At 70.8% G+C, this 17,091-nt stretch carries 13 protein-coding genes; 9 read left to right on the top strand and 4 right to left on the bottom strand.

Features of this window, described 5'->3' with window-relative positions:
- Nucleotides 1-40: 40 nt before the first annotated feature.
- A complete protein-coding gene (locus tag AC3CBB_RS11050) occupies nt 41-769 on the bottom strand; it encodes a response regulator (protein WP_488624600.1) in 729 nt (242 codons plus the stop codon).
- Nucleotides 762-2,039: a sensor histidine kinase gene (locus tag AC3CBB_RS11055; RefSeq protein WP_488624601.1), complete on the bottom strand. Its 1,278-nt coding sequence runs from the start codon at nt 2,037-2,039 to the stop codon at nt 762-764. Before AC3CBB_RS11055 ends, AC3CBB_RS11050 begins: the two co-directional genes overlap by 8 nt.
- Before the next feature lie 239 nt (nt 2,040-2,278).
- Between AC3CBB_RS11055 and AC3CBB_RS11060 the strand changes: the two genes are divergently transcribed.
- The 4 genes from AC3CBB_RS11060 (at nt 2,279) to AC3CBB_RS11075 (ending at nt 7,521) form a co-directional block, all read left to right on the top strand.
- On the top strand, nt 2,279-4,276 hold the full coding sequence (locus AC3CBB_RS11060; RefSeq protein ID WP_488624602.1) for a S53 family peptidase: 1,998 nt from the start codon (nt 2,279-2,281) through the stop codon (nt 4,274-4,276).
- Between the two features lie 399 nt (nt 4,277-4,675).
- On the top strand, nt 4,676-5,296 hold the full coding sequence (locus AC3CBB_RS11065; protein ID WP_123505366.1) for a TetR/AcrR family transcriptional regulator: 621 nt from the start codon (nt 4,676-4,678) through the stop codon (nt 5,294-5,296).
- Nucleotides 5,293-6,930 carry an MDR family MFS transporter gene (locus tag AC3CBB_RS11070; protein WP_488624603.1) on the top strand — a complete coding sequence of 546 codons (1,638 nt, stop codon included), beginning with the start codon at nt 5,293-5,295 and terminating at the stop codon, nt 6,928-6,930. Before AC3CBB_RS11065 ends, AC3CBB_RS11070 begins: the two co-directional genes overlap by 4 nt.
- Nucleotides 6,931-7,335: 405 nt before the next feature.
- Entirely contained in the window at nt 7,336-7,521 is a 186-nt protein-coding gene (locus AC3CBB_RS11075) for a hypothetical protein (protein WP_488624604.1), read from the top strand.
- 127 nt (nt 7,522-7,648) lie between these two features.
- On the opposite strand, the gene AC3CBB_RS11080 is transcribed toward AC3CBB_RS11075, so the two are convergent.
- Nucleotides 7,649-8,212: a hypothetical protein gene (locus AC3CBB_RS11080; protein ID WP_488624605.1), complete on the bottom strand. Its 564-nt coding sequence runs from the start codon at nt 8,210-8,212 to the stop codon at nt 7,649-7,651.
- 211 nt (nt 8,213-8,423) lie between these two features.
- On the opposite strand from AC3CBB_RS11080, the gene AC3CBB_RS11085 reads away from it, so the two are divergent.
- From AC3CBB_RS11085 to AC3CBB_RS11105, 5 genes are all read left to right on the top strand, one after another.
- On the top strand, nt 8,424-9,665 hold the full coding sequence (locus AC3CBB_RS11085) for a beta-ketoacyl-[acyl-carrier-protein] synthase family protein (protein ID WP_488624606.1): 1,242 nt from the start codon (nt 8,424-8,426) through the stop codon (nt 9,663-9,665).
- Between the two features lie 53 nt (nt 9,666-9,718).
- Entirely contained in the window at nt 9,719-10,357 is a 639-nt protein-coding gene (locus AC3CBB_RS11090) for a hypothetical protein (protein WP_148061154.1), read from the top strand.
- 111 nt (nt 10,358-10,468) lie between these two features.
- On the top strand, nt 10,469-10,912 hold the full coding sequence (locus AC3CBB_RS11095) for a MarR family winged helix-turn-helix transcriptional regulator (protein WP_488624607.1): 444 nt from the start codon (nt 10,469-10,471) through the stop codon (nt 10,910-10,912).
- Nucleotides 10,909-14,778 (top strand): ABC transporter ATP-binding protein, encoded by a 3,870-nt coding sequence (locus AC3CBB_RS11100; RefSeq protein WP_488624608.1) that lies wholly within the window; start codon nt 10,909-10,911, stop codon nt 14,776-14,778. The genes AC3CBB_RS11095 and AC3CBB_RS11100 overlap by 4 nt, the downstream gene beginning before the upstream one ends.
- A 153-nt stretch (nt 14,779-14,931) precedes the next feature.
- On the top strand, nt 14,932-15,972 hold the full coding sequence (locus AC3CBB_RS11105) for an LLM class flavin-dependent oxidoreductase (RefSeq protein WP_488624609.1): 1,041 nt from the start codon (nt 14,932-14,934) through the stop codon (nt 15,970-15,972).
- Nucleotides 15,973-16,052: 80 nt separating this feature from the next.
- Here the strand turns inward: AC3CBB_RS11105 and AC3CBB_RS11110 are convergent, their stop codons facing one another.
- On the bottom strand, nt 16,053-17,051 hold the full coding sequence (locus tag AC3CBB_RS11110) for an LLM class flavin-dependent oxidoreductase (protein ID WP_123505374.1): 999 nt from the start codon (nt 17,049-17,051) through the stop codon (nt 16,053-16,055).
- Nucleotides 17,052-17,091 lie beyond the last annotated feature (40 nt).

Consider the following 17,091-nt stretch of genomic DNA (forward strand, 5'->3'; position numbering starts at 1 on the left):
GCGCTCCCCGCAGCGCCGCTCCCCTGCCGCGCCGCTTCGCTCAGCGCCGCTCCCCCGCCAGCCCGTGCTCGTACGCGAAGACGACCACCTGAATCCGCCCCCGCAGCCCGAGCTTCGACAGCACCGCGCGCACGTGCGACTTCACCGTGGCCTCCGTGACGTACTGGTCGCGGGCGATCTCGGCGTTGCTCAGGCCGCGCGCCACCAGCAGGAACGTCTCGCGCTCGCGGGCGGTGAGTCCGGCGAGGGCGTCGTCGCCCCGCTGGGGGACGACGCCGGCGGCTGCGAGTTCCTGCACCAGCCGAATCGCCTCCTCCTCCGTCGGCGCGGGCGCTCCGGCGGCAGCGGCCCGGATGGTGCCGAGCACGACGTCGGGCTCGGCGTCTTTGGTCAGGAAGGCGTACGCGCCCGCTGCGAGCGCAGCGTAGACGGCTTCGTCCTTCCGGATGGTCGTGAGGGCGATCACGCGAGGCGATCCGTCCAGGGGTGCCTGGCGCAGGATCCGCCTGGTGGCGTCGAGCCCCGACATGACCGGCAGCCTGAGGTCCATCAGCACCACGTCCGGCGCCTCGCGTTCGACCAGCTCGAGCGCGGCCTGCCCATCGAGCGCGGTCCCCACGCAGACCAGGTCGGGCTGGGCCTCGAGCAGCATGGCCATGCCCGACGAGAACAGGCGCTGGTCGTCGACCACGGCGACGCGGACGGGTACGGCGGCGCGGGTCGCCCCGGCCGGGCTGGCTGCGGCTGGCGTCACTGCGGACTCAGGCATTCTGGTGCCCCCGCGCGAGGGATCGCACCGTCGGCACGAACGCCGTGACCGCGAAGCGCAGGGTTCCTGACTCGTCGGCCGGCGCCGCAGGACCTGCGCGGAGCCATCCGCCCGAGAGCCGGGCGCGCTCCTTCATGCCGGCGATGCCGATGCCGGTGGGCGAGGGCTCCACGAGCGCAGCCTCCCCCTCCGAGAGGACCTCGAGACCGAGGCCGTTCTCGGTGCGGTCGAGCACGACGACGACGCGCGCCGACGACCCCGCGTGCTTGAGCGCGTTGGTGAGGCTCTCCTGCACGATCCGATAGACCGCGACCTCCTGCGCGGAGGTGAGGGCGACGCCGTCGCTCGCGCCGCTCTCCTGCAGGTCGATGCGCATGCCCACCTGGCGCATCTGGTCGACCAGCTCGGGGATGTCGTCGACGCCGAGCCGCGGCAGGATCACGTCACCCTCGCCCTGGATGCGCTCGACGAGGTTGCGGACGTCGACCAGGGCGGCCCGCGCCACCTCGGTCACGGTGCCGAGCGCCTCGGTGGCGACCTCCGGCCGGCGGGGGCTGAGGGCCGCAGCGCCCTGCGCCTGAGACACGATCACGGCGAGCGAATGCGCCAGCGAGTCGTGCACGTCGCGCGAGATGCACGCGCGATCCTCCGAGAGGCGCAGCTCGACGTCCACGCGCTCGAGCTCGCTGCCTGACCATTCGACGTCGGTCCGGACGCGCGCGATGACCCACGAGATGCCGAACCCGATCGCCCAGGCGATGACGCCGAGCGAGATCGCGGCTAGGGCGAGAGTCAGAGCATCCGCACGCGGCGACTGGCCGGAGTCGGTCCACGACCCCCATTTGTACGGCCAGCGGGCGGTCGGGACGGCGGCGGCGAACGCGAACAGGAGACCTGAGACGACGACCGTCGGCAGGGCCAGCCAGCGGACCCGGAGCGGGGCGAAGGCCGCGACGAGAAGGACCGCGTAGGCCGCGGCTGCCGACGCCGGCCACGTCGTCGAGTCCGGAGGCTGGAGAAGGCCGAGCGCCTGGCAGAGCCCGACGACCAGGACGAGCCCCAGCGCGATGCGCGGCAGCCGCGCCGCCAGCCCGATGGCGATCGCGTAGAGCGAGAACATCAGGATGTTCGGCCCGAGCGGCCAGCGGCCGGACTCGGCGACGATCCAGAGGACCAGGTAGACGGCGCCGGCGGCCGGGGCCGCCGCATGTCGGAGGACGCGCAGGACTCGGAGCGTCGTCAGTCCGAAGACGGGATTGGTGGTCTGCATGGCTCCGACGGTACGGGCGAACGGGGCGGAGGACGCCTCTCGCGCCCCCTTTTCATCCCGACGGAGGAGGTGACGACTCGCCTCGTCCGGCGTCTCGCCGCGTGCACCGCAGGACCATTCCCCCTACTGGGGACTGTGGTGCGGCACACCGCGGACGTAGCTTCGTCGTGGGGGTCGCCCCGTCCCGATCACCGGGGAAGGAATCCATGATGGAACGAGAAGCGCACGGACGCGCACCGATGGCGAACACGACACCGAACTCCGACACGGCGCTGAACTTCAACACGGCGCTGAAGACTGCGGTCGCGGTCACCCTGACCGCGGTGACCATCGTCGCGCTGAGTCTGGCGAGCGTGAGCTCCGCCGACGCCGCCACCCGCGTGACCTTCACGTCGGCCGTCCCGACCTGGGCCACCACGACCAACCTGACCAGCTCCACCTCGGCGTCGACCGTCATCGAGGGCGAGATGTACTTGAAGCTGCGCGATGCCGCCGGCGCGGAGGCGGTCGCGCGCGCGGTGTCCGACCCGGCGAGCCCGCAGTTCAGGCAGTACGTCGCCCCCCAGGACTGGATCGACACGTACTCGCCGTCGCAGGCCGACTTCGACCAGGCCGTCGCGCAGGTGAAGGCCAACACGGGCATCACCGTCACCGGCACGCCGGCCAGCCGCTCCTACATCGTGTTCCGCGGCTCGGTCGCCGCCTTCAACAAGGCGTTCGACACCCGGATGGGAACCTACTCGGTGGCCGGCGTCACTCGGATCGCTCCGCAGTCGACGCCGTCGATCACCGGCACCGCCGCGCGAATCGTCTCGGGAATCACGCTCGACCAGAGCCGCTTCGCAAAGCCCGCCGCCGTCACGCGCGGCACCAGCACCGCCAAGTCGGTGGCCGCCCTGAACGCGTCCACGCCCAAGTCGGTGACGGTCAGCACCCCGTGCTCGTCGTACATCACGCAGAACTACGCGCGGTACCCCTCGACCCACGGCACCACGAGCGTCGCCACCGCGAACTGCGGCTACACGCCTCGTCAGATCCGCGCCGCCTACGGCACCACGACGAGATCCGGGGCCGGCCAGACCGTCGCGATCGTCGGCGCGTACGCGTCGCCCACCATCACGTCGGACGTCAACTCCTACGCGGCCTACCTCGGCGAACCGCAGCTCGCCAAGGGCCAGTACACCGATCTGTCGGCAGCCAGATCAACCTTCACTGACAAGGCCGCGTGCGGCCTGCCGAGCGGCTGGCAGAACGAGCAGACCCTCGATGTGCAGGCGGTTCACGCCGTTGCGCCGGCAGCCAGGATCCTCTACGTCGGCGCATCGAACTGCGGCGGCGCCATGGACATCGCGCTCTCGAAGATCCTCGACAAGGGCCTCGCGACCATCGTCAGCAACAGCTACGGGGGCGTCGGCGAACCCACCGACTCCGATTCGGCGAACTCCGTCCAGGGCGACGTCAACCTCCACCTCCAAGCCGCCGCCGAAGGCATCGGCCTCTACTTCGCGTCGGGCGACGACGGCGACGAGAAGGCCAACTTCGGCTCCATCTCTCCTGACTTCCAGGCCTCCTCGCCGTGGGTCACCGCAGTCGGCGGCACGGCGATCGGACTCTCCAAGACCAGCAGGCGCCTCTTCACCGTCGGCTGGGGCGACACCCTGGATCCGATCTCGAAGTCGGGCGGCAAGCTGACGTACAGGCACACGCTCCCGGGCAGGCAGTTCTTCGGCGGCTCCGGCGGCGGCCTCTCGGCGATCTTCACCACGCCGTCGTATCAGGAGGGCTTCGTGTCGAAAGGACGTCGCGCCGTGCCCGACATCGCCGCCCTGGCCGACCCCTTCACCGGATTCCTGATCGGCTACCGCCCCATCACGAACAACACCACCCTCTCCACCGGCTCGTTCGGCTTCGGCGTCGTCGGCGGAACGTCGCTCGCGACACCCATCGCCGCCGCGCAGATGGCGATCGTGCAGCAGCAGACCGGCGTCCGGGTGGGATTCGCGAACCCGTCGCTCTACGCTCTGAAGAAGGCGTCGTCGACCGCCATCACCGACGTGGCACCGCGGGGGCGCAGCACCGTGCTGGCCTACTCGAGCTCCGCGTACTCGTACGCGGTCACCCTCGACACCGACTCCAGCCTCAAGACGCGCGTCGGCTACGACACCGTCACGGGACTCGGCGAGCTGGACGTCGACTCGGCAAACGACTTCATCGACCCCGCGGGCACGGGCTACTGACGGATTGGCCCTCGAACGGGGGGTCGGAGTCCGCCCAACCGCGCTTCGAACGGCTCCGAATCCCCTGAGTACAACGGCATCGATTCGGGTCCTGCCGTGAGTGCACACCCCGTAAGGGCCGGGGGCGAGATGGTCGGGAAGCCATTTCGCCCCGCAGGCCCCGTCTGACGGCGGGGCGCCTTTCGAGCGCCCCGCCCCAGTGGCCGAGAGTCGCTCCGGGCGCAGGAACTGGCCGTCGGCCGACCCACGATCGCCGAGCCCGAGGTGGCCCCGATCCGCAGCGAGCCGGCGAGAGGGTTCAGGCCCGGCGGAGTCGAGTTCCTGCGCCCCTGCTGTGAATGTTTTCAGCACTGCACGTTTGCAGTTGCGTAACTTTGCACGTGTGGCAAGAATTGACGCATGGTTCCTGAACAACTGGGTCTCCGCGATCGAAAGCGCGAAGAGACCCGCCGCCGCCTCGAAGCGGCTGCCGTCGAGCTCGTCCTGAGAGACGGGCTCGAGCACGCGACCGTCGATTCGATCAGCGCTCGCGCCGACGTCTCGTCGCGCACCTTCTTCAACTACTTCGACACCAAGGAGGACGCGGTCCTCGGCATCCACGACGCCGTGCTCACTCGGGAGTCGGTGACGGAGCACATCGCCGCAACGGACGGCGTCGATGTGCTGGAGTCGACGCTCGTGCTGCTGCTCTCGCTGATCCGCCCGTCGATCGAGGGCGCCGCGCTGCACGAGTCGCGCGTCGAGCTCCTGAGACGGCACCCCCAGCTGCTCTCGCGCCACATGGTGCAGATGACGCGCATGGTCGACGATCTCGTCGCCGCCGTCACGCGCATCCTCCAGCACGATCGCCCCGGCGTCACCCCGAGCCGCGCCGAGGCGGAGACCCTGCTCTCCCTCTGCGGCGGCGTCGTCCGCACCTCCGTGCGCGAGTGGATCGACGACGGGGCTCCCGAGCCCGCCGACGTGGTCCGCACGCGCGCCATCGAACTCGTCCGCTCTCTCATCGAAAGAATCACATGACCACCGTCGCCCCCGCGCCCACGAGCGCCACCGGCACGTCGAAGCGCGGGATCCTGCTCGTCTTCGCCGGCCTCATGGTCACGATGCTGCTCGCATCGCTCGACCAGACCATCTTCTCGACGGCCCTGCCGACCATCGTCGGCGAGCTCCACGGCGTCGACCAGATGATCTGGGTCACGACCGCCTTCATCCTCGCCGAGACGATCGTGCTGCCCGTCTACGGCAAGCTCGGCGACCTCATCGGCCGCAAGAGCCTGTTCATCGTCGCGATCGCCATCTTCATCGGCGGGTCCGTGCTCGGCGGGCTCGCCGACTCCATGCCGTCGCTGATCGTGGCGCGCGCTATTCAGGGCCTCGGCGGCGGCGGTCTGATGATCCTCGCTCAGGCGATCATCGCCGACGTCGTCCCCGCCCGCGAGCGCGGCAAGTACATGGGGATCATGGGCGGCGTCTTCGCCTTCTCGAGCGTCGCCGGCCCGCTCCTCGGCGGCTTCTTCACCGACGGCATCGGCTGGCGCTGGGCGTTCTGGATGAACGTGCCGCTCGGCATCCTGTCGATCGCCCTCGCGGTGTTCTTCCTGAAGCTGCCGCGCCGCGCCGACCAGGGCAAGCCCCGGATCGACGCCTACGGCATGGCTCTGCTCGCCATCGCCTCTACCTGCCTCGTGCTCGTCACGACCTGGGGCGGCAACCAGTACGACTGGAACTCCCCGCAGATCATCGGCCTGTTCGCCGGCCTCGCGATCTCAGGATTCTCGTTCGTGATGGTCGAGCGCAGGACGGCCGAGCCGATCATGCCGATCCACCTCTTCAGGGCTCCGAACTTCGTCTTCACGACCGCAGCGACGCTGATCATCGGCATCGCGATGTTCGGATCGCTCGCCTACATCCCGACCTACCTCCAGATGGTCACCGGCTCGAACGCCACCCAGGCGGGCTTCCTGATGATCCCGATGATGGCGGGCCTTCTGATCACGTCGATCGCCGCCGGCCAGATCGTCTCGAAGACGGGCCGCTACAAGTGGTTCCCCGTCGTCGGCATGGTCATCGCCGCCGGAGCCCTCGCCCTCATGAGCACCATGACCGCCTCGACCGCGGTATGGATCATGTGCCTTTACTTCGCCCTGATGGGCATCGGCCTGGGCCTTGCGATGCAGATCCTGACGCTCGTCGTGCAGAACACGTTCCCGCTCCGCGAGGTCGGGACCGCCACCGCCGCCAACAACTACTTCCGCCAGATCGGCGCCTCGCTCGGCGCCGCGGTGGTCGGCAGCATCTTCGTGTCGCGCCTGACCAGCCTCCTGAGCGAGAACCTGCCGTCCTCCTCGGCGGGCGCCACCGGCGGAACCGACTCCCTCACCCCCGAGCTCGTCAAGAACCTGCCGAGCGCGCTCAAGACCGCGGTGATCGACTCCTACAACGACGCGCTCACCCCGATCTTCCTGATCATGGTGCCGCTCGTGCTCCTGGCCGCCGTGCTGCTGCTCTTCGTGAAGGAGGTGCCGCTCGCGACGACTCTCGAGCAGTCGCCAGCCGAGGGCCTGTCGACAGGGTCGATCGCCGTCGTCCCCGCGGCCGCCCAGGGCGACGACCGGGCGCAGGAACTCGAGACCGCCTCCCGCTCCACCGTCTGACCCCGCGTTCGCGCTGAGGGCGCCGGTCCGTCTGGGCCGGCGCCCTCTGCCGTGGCCGCGCCGCCGAGGCGCGTGTCGTGCGCGGGCTCGCGCCGTGCCGGCGGGGCCCGCGCCGGGGCGGGTGCCAGCTCAGGAATCCTGCACCGCCGCGCCCGCACACGCCGTGCTGCCCCGCGCCGCCGCCCCACGTTTCCTGATCCGCGCGCCGCGAGATGCGGGCCGTGCCGCGCCACGCCCGTGCCGCACCACCCCGCACCACGCCGCGCCCGCGGTCACCCGCGGGCGAATTCGCGCCCCACCCTCGGGCGACAGCCCGCGCGCCGCGTGGGCCGATGCGCTCGGACCGCGCTATGTCCCCCTGAATGCCGTCTTTCGATGTCCCTCGGGCGACGCCACACTCGGGGGATGTCCGATTCGCCCAGGCCCGCGCCCCGTGTCGCCCTCGTCGTCGCCTCCGCCGTCGCGGCGATGATCCTCGTCGCCGGCGGCGCCGTCGTGCTGTCGACCGGCGTCTCGGCCCCGTGGCTCGTCGCGGCGGCGGTCGTCCTGATCGTGAGCCTCACCTGGCTGGCGAGCCCGCGCAAGAAGTAGGGCGCGCGAGAAGTAGGGCGCGCGAGAAGCAGGGCGCGCCGCCGGGGCGCAGCAACCCGCCTGCCCCTCAAGAACGTCGCGTCGTCCCTCAGGAAGATCGCCCCGCCTCTCAGGAAGGTCGCGTCGCCTAGCTCATCACGTGGTTGACGACGGGCGACTTCTCGCGGCGTCCACGACGCAGCTCGCTCGGAGTGGGCCCGAGCACGCGGCGCATGACCAGCGACGGGATCGCCCGGCGTCGGCCCTCGGGGGTACGCCAGGTCAGGACGGCCCTCGGCGCCTCCTCCGCCACGCGGATGCGCTCGAGGGCGCGGTTCCACGCCTTCTTCGCGGCGAAGACAGAGTAACCGTGCTGTTCGACGTCGCCGAGGCGCACCGTGCCGAGCACGTCGCCATCGAGATCGAGAAGCTCGACGTTCACGCCCTTGACGCTGCTGCCGGTGCGGTTCTCGACACGGACGTCGTACGCCGCGTAGCCCTTCTTAAACGACGTGGGCGAGAGGTGCTCGTGCGTCTTGGCGTCCAGCCAGTTGCTGAAGACGGTCACGACGAGGGGCGAGTCGCCCGGAGCGACCACCGGGACGGCGGCGTCCTCCTGCTTCTTGAGCGACCGAGCCGTGAGGCCGAGCGTGATGGCGAGGGGCGTGCCGACGACGACCGCTCCGATCGCCTTGAGCAGTGGCGCGACCATCAGCGGGTACCTCCAGAAGACAAGTCCATGCATCGATCTTGCACCCGATAGGCGTCGCCTTTCTCCACGGGATTCAGGTAATCCGCCAGACCGGGTACAAATCCGGCCCGCGAATCTTGGACGAGTCGACGAAAGTCCTGAGGCGGGCGCCGTGTTGAATAGGAGGCGGCCCGACCAGGCCGTGCACCGTTCGCCAAGGAGATCCACTCGCATGAAGCCCCTGCAGAACCGCCGCGTCGCCGTCACCGGGATCGGCGTGGTCACCCCGAACGGCGTCGGAGTCGACGCCTTCTGGAAGAGCCTCTTCGAGCCTGTCGCGCCGCTCGCCGTCCGCCGCGTCGACCAGGAGGCGCTCGACGCGCGCCGCCTGATGAGCCACAAGAACGCCAAGAACTCCGACATCGTGACGCGCATGGCCGTCGTCGCCGCCGATGAGGCGCTGCGCGACGCAGGTCTCCTCAAGATCGACCCGGACGCTCCGAACCCGTCGACCTCCGACACCGCCGAGCTGATCGACGGCATCGACCACGAGCGGGCGGCCGTGTCGCTCGGCACGGGCATGGGCGGAGTCCAGACGCTCGCCGACCAGATCCTGCTGCTGGATGCCAAGGGCGAGCGCCTCGTGTCGCCGCACCTCGTGCCCATGGTCATGCCGAACGCCCCGGCGGGCGCCATCAGCATCCGCTACGCCCTCCGGGGCGTGGCGACCACGATCTCGACGGCCTGCGCGGCCGGCACCGACGGCATCGCCGCCGGCGCCCGCATGATCGCCCAGGGCACGGCCGACCTCGTCGTCGCCGGCGGCACGGACTCGAGCCTGACGCCCGTCTGCCTCGCGGGCTTCGCCAACATGCGCGCGCTGTCGAAGACCGGAGTCGCGCGTCCGTTCGACCGCGACCGCGACGGCCTCGCCGCCAGCGAGGCGGCCGGCATGCTGATCCTCGAGCCCTACGACGATGCCGTCGCGCGCGGCGCCCGCATCTACATGACGATCGAGGGGGCGGCCTCGACCGCCGACGCCTACCACGTCACGGCTCCAGCACCCGGCGGCACCGGCGCCGAGCGCACCATGCGGCTCGCGCTCGAGGACGCCGGGCTCAGCCCCGAGCAGATCACCCACATCAACGCGCACGGCACGTCGACCGGCCTGAACGACAAGGCCGAGAGCGAGGCGGTGTCCCGCGTGTTCGAGGGCTCGCGCCCCGTCGTCACCAGCATCAAGGGCGTCACCGGACACTCGTTCGGCGCCGCCGGTGCCGTCGAGGCCGTGGCGGTCGCACTCACGATGGCCTCCGAGACCATCCCTCCCACGGCGAACCTCGAGAACCTCGATCCCGAGATCGACCTCGACATCCCGACGGAGGCCCGCGCCTGGACGCCGGGGCCCGTCCTGTCGAACAGCTTCGGCTTCGGCGGCCACAACGGCAGCCTGATCTTCGCGCCGGTCGCCTGATCGGCGAGCGCGGCGCCGAAGCTCTCGGCGGCGCGCACCTACACTGGCTCGTCGTGAGCCCCCATCAGCGACGGACGACCGCGGAGCCCCGCATCCCGCCCGCCGTGGCTTTTCTCGTCGCGCTCGCGCTGTACGCGACCCTGCCTGGCGACTCCGCGCCGATCCGTCATGCTGTGACACTGCTGGCCGTCCTCGCGGGCGTCCCCCTCGTCGTCCTGAACCCGCTCCGATACTCGCGTCAGGAACCCTGGTCTCGCGATCTCTCGGTCGGCCTGCACGGCGTCGTCGCGGCCGCCACCCTCGCCGCCCTCGGCGAGACCGTCGCCGGCCTCGTCATCCAGGGCACCCCACGGCTCCTCGTCGCCGCGCTCCAGGTCTGGGTCGCGATGGTCCTCTCGTTCTCGCTCCTCTACTGGCAGATCGACCGCGACGGACCCGTGGCCCGCCTCCACCCGGAGCTCCCCCATCGCCGGCGACCTGATTTCCGCTTCCGCGAACAGGGGGGCGCCACCCCCTGGTCGGCCTGGTACGTCGACTATCTGCGCACGTCGTTCCGCACGGCGGTCGCCTTCATGACCGCGGACGCGACGCCGGTGTCGCGTCGGGCGAAGTGGCTGACGGCGGTCGAGTCGTTCGCGGGGTACGTGCTGATCGGCGTGGTGATCGCGCGGGCTGTGGCGCTCGTCGTGTGACCTCCGCACAGGCCGATCGGGCGCAGGAACTCGCCGTCCCGAGTTCCTGCGCCCCTCATCGCGGCCCTCCAACTAGTTCGACACCCGAACCATCGAGCGTAGAGTGAGCGCATGACCACTCCTGATCTCGTGCGCGCCGTCCGCGCCCTCGCGCGGGCGTCGCGCATCGTCGAGCGGGCCGCCGACGGGTTGAGCTTCGCCGACTACCGCGTCCTGGCCACGATCTCGTCGGGCGAGGAGCGCGCCTCGCGCCTGGCCCAGCGGCTCGAGATCGGCAAGCCGGCGATCAGCGCGACGGTCGACTCGCTGCACCGGCGCGGGCTGATCCGGCGTGACGCCGTGGAGGGCGACGGTCGCGCGACGTCGCTCGCGCTGACCGACGAGGGCTCTGAGCTGTTCGAGCGGATGGAGGGGCGCATGGCGCGCCAGCTGGAGCTCGTGGCCGGCCGCGCCGACGATCCTGCCGCCCTGATCGCCGCCCTGGCCACCCTGAACGACGCCGTCGAGCGCACTGTTCAGGAGCGCCGCAGCGCCGAGACCGCGGCCGCGCAGTGAGCGCCGGCACGACCGAGAGCTCCTCGAAATCGGGATCGCCCACCACCTCTGCCGAGGGCTGGGTCCGCCGCCTCTGGCGCTACATGCTGCGACACCGCGCCAGCCTGATCATCTCGCTCGTCGCGTCGCTGGCCGGAAGCATCTGCCAGGTCGTCGTGCCGCTCATCGCGCGGCAGATAGTCGACGGCGTCATCGTCGAGAGGACGTCGCCGCTGGCCCCCTGGCTCGCCCTGATGGTGGCCCTGGCCGTCGCGAGCTTCGGCTTCACCTACCTGCGTCGGTACCGCGGCGGGCGAGTCGCCATCGAGGTGCAGAACGACCTCCGGACCGACATGCACGACCACCTGCAGCGGATGGACCAGTCGTCTCTCGACCGAATGTCGACCGGCCAGCTGGTCAGCCGCGCGAACTCCGACTCGTCCCTGGTGCAGAGCCTCCTGATGATGCTGCCCATCATGAGCGGCAACGTGATCCTGATGGTGCTGTCGCTCGTCGTGATGTTCACCCTGTCGCCGCTGCTGGCGCTCGTCAGCCTCGTGATGGTTCCGGCGCTCGTGATCATCGGCTACCGGATGCGCGCCAAGGTGCTCCCCGCCACCTGGGACGCCCAGCAGAAGGAGGGCGAGGTCGCTCAGATCGTCGACGAGGACGTCGCCGGAGTACGCGTCGTCAAGGCGTTCGGACGCGAGCGCCGCGAGGTCGAGACGATGTCGCGCGTCGCCACCGACGTGTACGGCGCCCAGATGCGGTCGGTGCGGATCCAGGCGCGGTTCCAGCCGCTGCTCGAGTCGATCCCGACGCTGGCTCAGGTCGCGATCCTCGCGCTCGGCGGCTGGCTCGCCATCGAGGGTCAGCTCACCATCGGCACGTTCCTCGCCTTCACCTCCTACATCGCCGCGCTCATGGCGCCGGCCCGCCAGCTCGCCGGCGTCCTCGCGATCGGCCAGCAGGCGCAGGTCGGCATCGAGCGCATCTTCCAGCTCATCGACCGCGAGCCCGGAATCCGCGACGCTCCGGACGCCGTGGTGCTCGACGCGGTCTCAGGAGATCTGCGCTTCGACGGCGTCGCCTTCTCGTACGACAGAGCCGCCGGCCACCCGGCCCTCGATGGCCTCGACCTGCACCTGAGATCCGGTGAGCGCGTCGCGCTGGTCGGCCCCAGCGGCAGCGGCAAGTCGACGGTCGCCGCGCTCGTCGCGCGCTTCCACGACCCCGACCGCGGCTCGATCTCGCTCGACGGACACGACCTTCGAGGAGTCACCCTGGCGTCGCTCCGGTCGTCGATCGGCATGGTTTTCGAAGAGAGCTTCCTGTTCTCCGACACCATCCGGGCCAACATCGCCTACGGCCGGCCGGACGCCGCCGACGACGACATCAGGAAGGCCGCGGCCACCGCCCAGGCACTCGAGTTCGTCGACGGCCTGCCAAAGGGGTTCGACACGGTCGTCGGCGAACGCGGGCTCAGCCTGTCGGGCGGTCAGCGGCAGCGGATCGCCCTCGCCCGGGCGATCCTCGCCGACCCCCGGATCCTGATCCTCGACGACGCGACGAGCGCCATCGACGCCTCGACCGAGCAGGCCATCCACGACGGCCTTCGCGACGAGCTCGCCGGGCGCACGGTCCTCCTGATCGCGCACCGCGAGTCGACGCTCCACCTCGCCGACCGGATCGTCGTGCTCGAGCACGGCCGGGTCGCCGCCGAAGGCACGCATGCCGAGCTCTCGGAGTCGAGCGCGCTCTACCGGGCGCTCGTCACCGGGCAGTCGGAGGATCAGGAGTTCGGCGCCGCCGCAGCCGCGGCCAGCGGCGACGTAGACGCTCTGGCGGCCAGAATCCCTGAGACGGCGACCGCCCCGACACCGCAGTCCGCGCCGTCGGCCCAGGCCGTCCCTCGCGGCGGCCTCGGCGGCGGCCTGGGTGCCGGTGGCGGCCACGGCGGCTCCCGCGGCGCGGCGGCGCTCTTCGCGGCGACGCCCGAGCTCCTGGCCCGCGTCGAGGCGCTCGGCCCGGTGCGCGACGCGCCCTCCGTCGACCTCGCCGTCGAGATCCGCCAGGACCGCGGATTCTCGCTGCGCACCCTGCTCCGCGAGTTCCGGAAGCCCCTCTTGCTCGCCCTGGTGTTCGTCGTGATCGACGCCATCGCCGGCCTGATCGGACCGTACCTGGTCAAGACGGGCATCGACTCCGGCGTGCAGAAGGGCTCGGAGCTGGTTCTGTTCGCCGCGGCCGGGGCGTTCCTGCTGGTCACGATCGTCGACCTGTTCGACGGCATGGCCGAGACCCTCGTGACCGGCCGGGCGGCCCAGCGCATCATGCTCAGCCTGCGGATCAGGATCTTCGCGCAGCTGCAGCGGCTGTCGCTCGACTTCTACGAGCGCGAGATGGCCGGGCGCGTCATGACGCGAATGACGACGGACGTCGACCAGTTCGAGGGTCTGATCCAGAACGGCCTGCTGTCGGCGCTCGTGTCGATCGTCACCTTCGTCGGCGTGGGCGTCGCGCTCGTCTTGATCGACGCCGAGCTCGGCCTCCTGACGCTCACCGTGGTCGTGCCCCTGGCTGTCGCCACCGTCGTGTTCCGTGCCCGGGCGGCCCTCCTCTACGACGTGGCGCGCGAGCGCATCGCCGTCGTGAACGCCGACTTCCAGGAGAGCCTCTCGGGTGTCCGCGAGTCGCAGGCGTTCACGCACGAGGCGGCCACGATGGCGCACTTCGCCCGCCTCGCCCGTCGGTTCGTCGACTCCCGGATCGCGGCACAGCGGCTGGTCGCCCTGTACTTCCCGTTCGTGCAGTTCCTGTCGGGAATCGCCGACGTGATCGTGCTCGGCGTCGGGGCCACCCTGATCGCCGACGGGAAGCTCACCTCCGGCGACCTCATCGCCTTCCTGCTCTACATCGGCATGTTCTTCTCCCCGATCCAGCAGCTGTCTCAGGTCTTCGACGCCTGGCAGCAGACGAGGGTCTCGGTGGCACGCATCGGCGACCTCATGGCGCTGGAGACCCTGACGCCGGAGGCGGCGACGCCCCTCCGGCCTGGACGCCTGGCCGGTCGCCTGCGACTGGAAGGGGTGGGGTTCTCCTACCCGGTGCTCTCCGCGATGCCGACCGGCGGCGACCGTCGCGGGCCGTCCGACGCCCGCTCGCTCGTCGTCGACGCGGGCATCGTGCCGAAGGCGCCCGAGGCGCTGCACGACATCGAGCTCGATATCCCGGCCGGCGAGACGATCGCGCTCGTCGGCGAGACGGGAGCCGGCAAGTCCACCGTCATGAAGCTCCTCGCCCGCTTCTACGACCCCGACCAGGGCGCGGTCACGATCGACGGCCACGACCTCCGGGAGCTCGACCTGCGGGAGTTCCGGACGCAGCTCGGCTACGTTCCGCAGGAGGCGTTCCTGTTCACCGGGACCGTCCGAGACAACATCGCGTACGGCCGGACCGACGCCTCTCAGGACGACGTCGAACGCGCTGCCCGAGCCGTCGGCGCGCACGAGTTCGTGATGGAGCTGCCCGGCGGCTACGACCACCGGCTCACGGAGCGCGGCCGCTCTCTCTCGGCCGGACACCGGCAGCTGATCGCGCTCGCCCGCGCCGAGCTCGTCGACCCCGTCGTGCTCCTGCTCGACGAGGCGACGTCGAACCTCGACCTCCTGACCGAGGCGCGCGTGACCCGGGCGATGCACCGTGTGGCCCGCGGCCGCACCACGGTGGTGATCGCGCACCGCCTGCAGACGGCGCGCGCCGCCGACCGCATCGGCGTGCTCTCGGGCGGGCGGCTCGTCGAGGTGGGCACGCACGACGAGCTCCTGGAGCGGGAGGGACGCTACGCGAGCATGTGGCGGGCGTACGAGGCGGTCGAGGTCGGGTAGGCGGCGAGACGCGCGGAAAGCGCGCGGGTGACCGACCCGAGTTCCTGCGCCCGATTCGACGCGACGGGACCACGGCCTGAGCACCGGCACGCAAGTCGATGCAATTGCATGAGCATGGGGAATTCGTCAGCCTGACGCGAGGTTGGACCGAGCATGAAGCGCATCGGATTCCTGAGTTTCGGGCACTACCAGGCCGTCCCCGGCTCGCGCGTCCGCACCGCGAAGGACGTCCTGCAGCAGACCATCGAGCTCGCCGTCGCGGCGGAGGAGATCGGCATCGACGGAGCGTATGTGCGCGTGCACCACTTCGCACGCCAGCTCGCGTCGCCGTTCCCGCTGCTCGCCGCCATCGGCGCCCGCACCTCGACCATCGAGATCGGCACCGGCGTCATCGACATGCGGTACGAGAACCCGCTGTACATGGCCGAGGAGGCGGCCGCGGCCGACCTGATCTCGGACGGCCGGCTGCAGCTCGGCGTCAGCCGGGGATCACCTGAGACGGCGCTCAACGGCTACGAGTCGTTCGGCTACCGCCCCTCGGAGGGCGAGACCGACGCCGACCTCGCACGCGATCACCTCGACGTCTTCCTCCAGGCGATCGATGGCGCCGGAGTGGCCGCCGCCAACCCGCAGATGACCGGATCGACCGGCTACCTGCCGATCCTGCCGCAGTCCGAAGGCCTCCGCGACCGCATCTGGTGGGGCGCCGGCAGCCGGGCCACGGGCGAGTGGACGGCGGCGCAGGGCCTGAACCTGCAGAGCTCGACCCTCCTGACGGAAGACACCGGGGTGCCGTTCGACCAGCTGCAGGCCGAGCAGATCGAGCTGTACCGCGCCGCATGGGCGCGGGCCGGCTGGGAGCGCGAGCCGCGCGTCTCGGTCTCGCGGAGCATCCTGCCGCTGATCGACGACGAGTCGCGGCACTACTTCGGGCTCCGCGCCCAGGCCGACAGCCAGGATCAGGTCGGGCATCTCGACGCGAACACCCTCGCGCGCTTCGGCCGCTCGTACATCGGCGAGCCCGAGCGGATCGTCGAGGAGCTCGCGAACGACGCGGCCGTCGCAGCCGCCGACACCGTGCTCGTGACGGTGCCGAACCAGCTCGGCGTGGAGTTCAACGCGCGCCTGCTCGAGTCGGTGCACGCCATCGGGGCCGAGCTGGGCTGGTCGAGGGAGCCGCAGCTACAGGCCTGAGGTGACGGCGCCGCCGGGCTGCGCGTGATGCGCGGTGCGACGGCGACTGCGCGCGGCGGCGGCGCCGCAGTTCCTGCGCCCTAGACGGTCGCGACCTGCATCGCGCCGGCCGTCAGCTCGACCGAGACGAGGCGCTCGGCGATGTGCGGCGACTGGTGGGCGATCATGAGCTCGTCGGCCTGGGCGCCCGCGGCGAACTCGGTCAGGTAGTCGCGGACCTCGTCGGCGGTTCCGACGGCGGAGAAGCGCATCATGTTGGCGATCTGGCGGCCGTTCGGCGTCGTCAGGAAGATGTCGATCTGCTCGTCGGTGTACTCGGGCGACGAAGGCGTGCGCGAGATCATGCCGCGGACGCGGGTGCGGCGGGTGGCGTCGAACTGCGCCTGCGCCTCCTCGTGGGTGGCGGCAGCGACGACGTTGACGCCGGCGAGGACGTGCGGCTCGGCGAGCTGCGCCGACGGGGTGAACTCGCGGCGGTAGAACTCGACGGCGTCGTGCAGGAGGTCGGGAGCGAAGTGCGACGCGAACGCGTACGGAAGCCCGTAGGCGGCGGCGAGCTGAGCGCCGAACATCGAGGATCCGAGGATGTAGAGGGGAACGTTGGTGCCGGCACCGGGAGTCGCCTGGACTCCGGGCACGCGCGACTCGCCGCGGAGGTAGCCCTGCAGCTCGAGGACGTCCTGAGGGAACGACTCCGCGCTCATCGCGTCGCGGCGCATGGCGTGCATGGTCACCTGGTCGGAGCCCGGCGCGCGCCCCAGCCCGAGGTCGATGCGATCGGGGTAGAGCGTCGCGAGCGTGCCGAACTGCTCGGCGATGGTGAGCGGCGCGTGGTTAGGCAGCATGATGCCGCCGGCGCCGAGCCGGATCGTCGAGGTCTTGCCCGCGACGTGCCCGATCAGGACGCTCGTCGCACTCGACGCGATCGTCGCCATGTTGTGGTGCTCGGCGTACCAGACCCGGCCGTAGCCGTTCGCCTCGGCAGCCTGAGCCAGCGCCACGCTGTTCTCGAAGCTCTGCGCGATCGTCTCCCCGGGAGAGACGGGAGCGAGATCCAGGATCGAGAGGGTTGTAGTCATGAAGGAGCGAACGCAGGAACGGGCCCGCGTGTTCCCACCC

Source organism: Frondihabitans sp. OV104 (assembly GCF_057787745.1).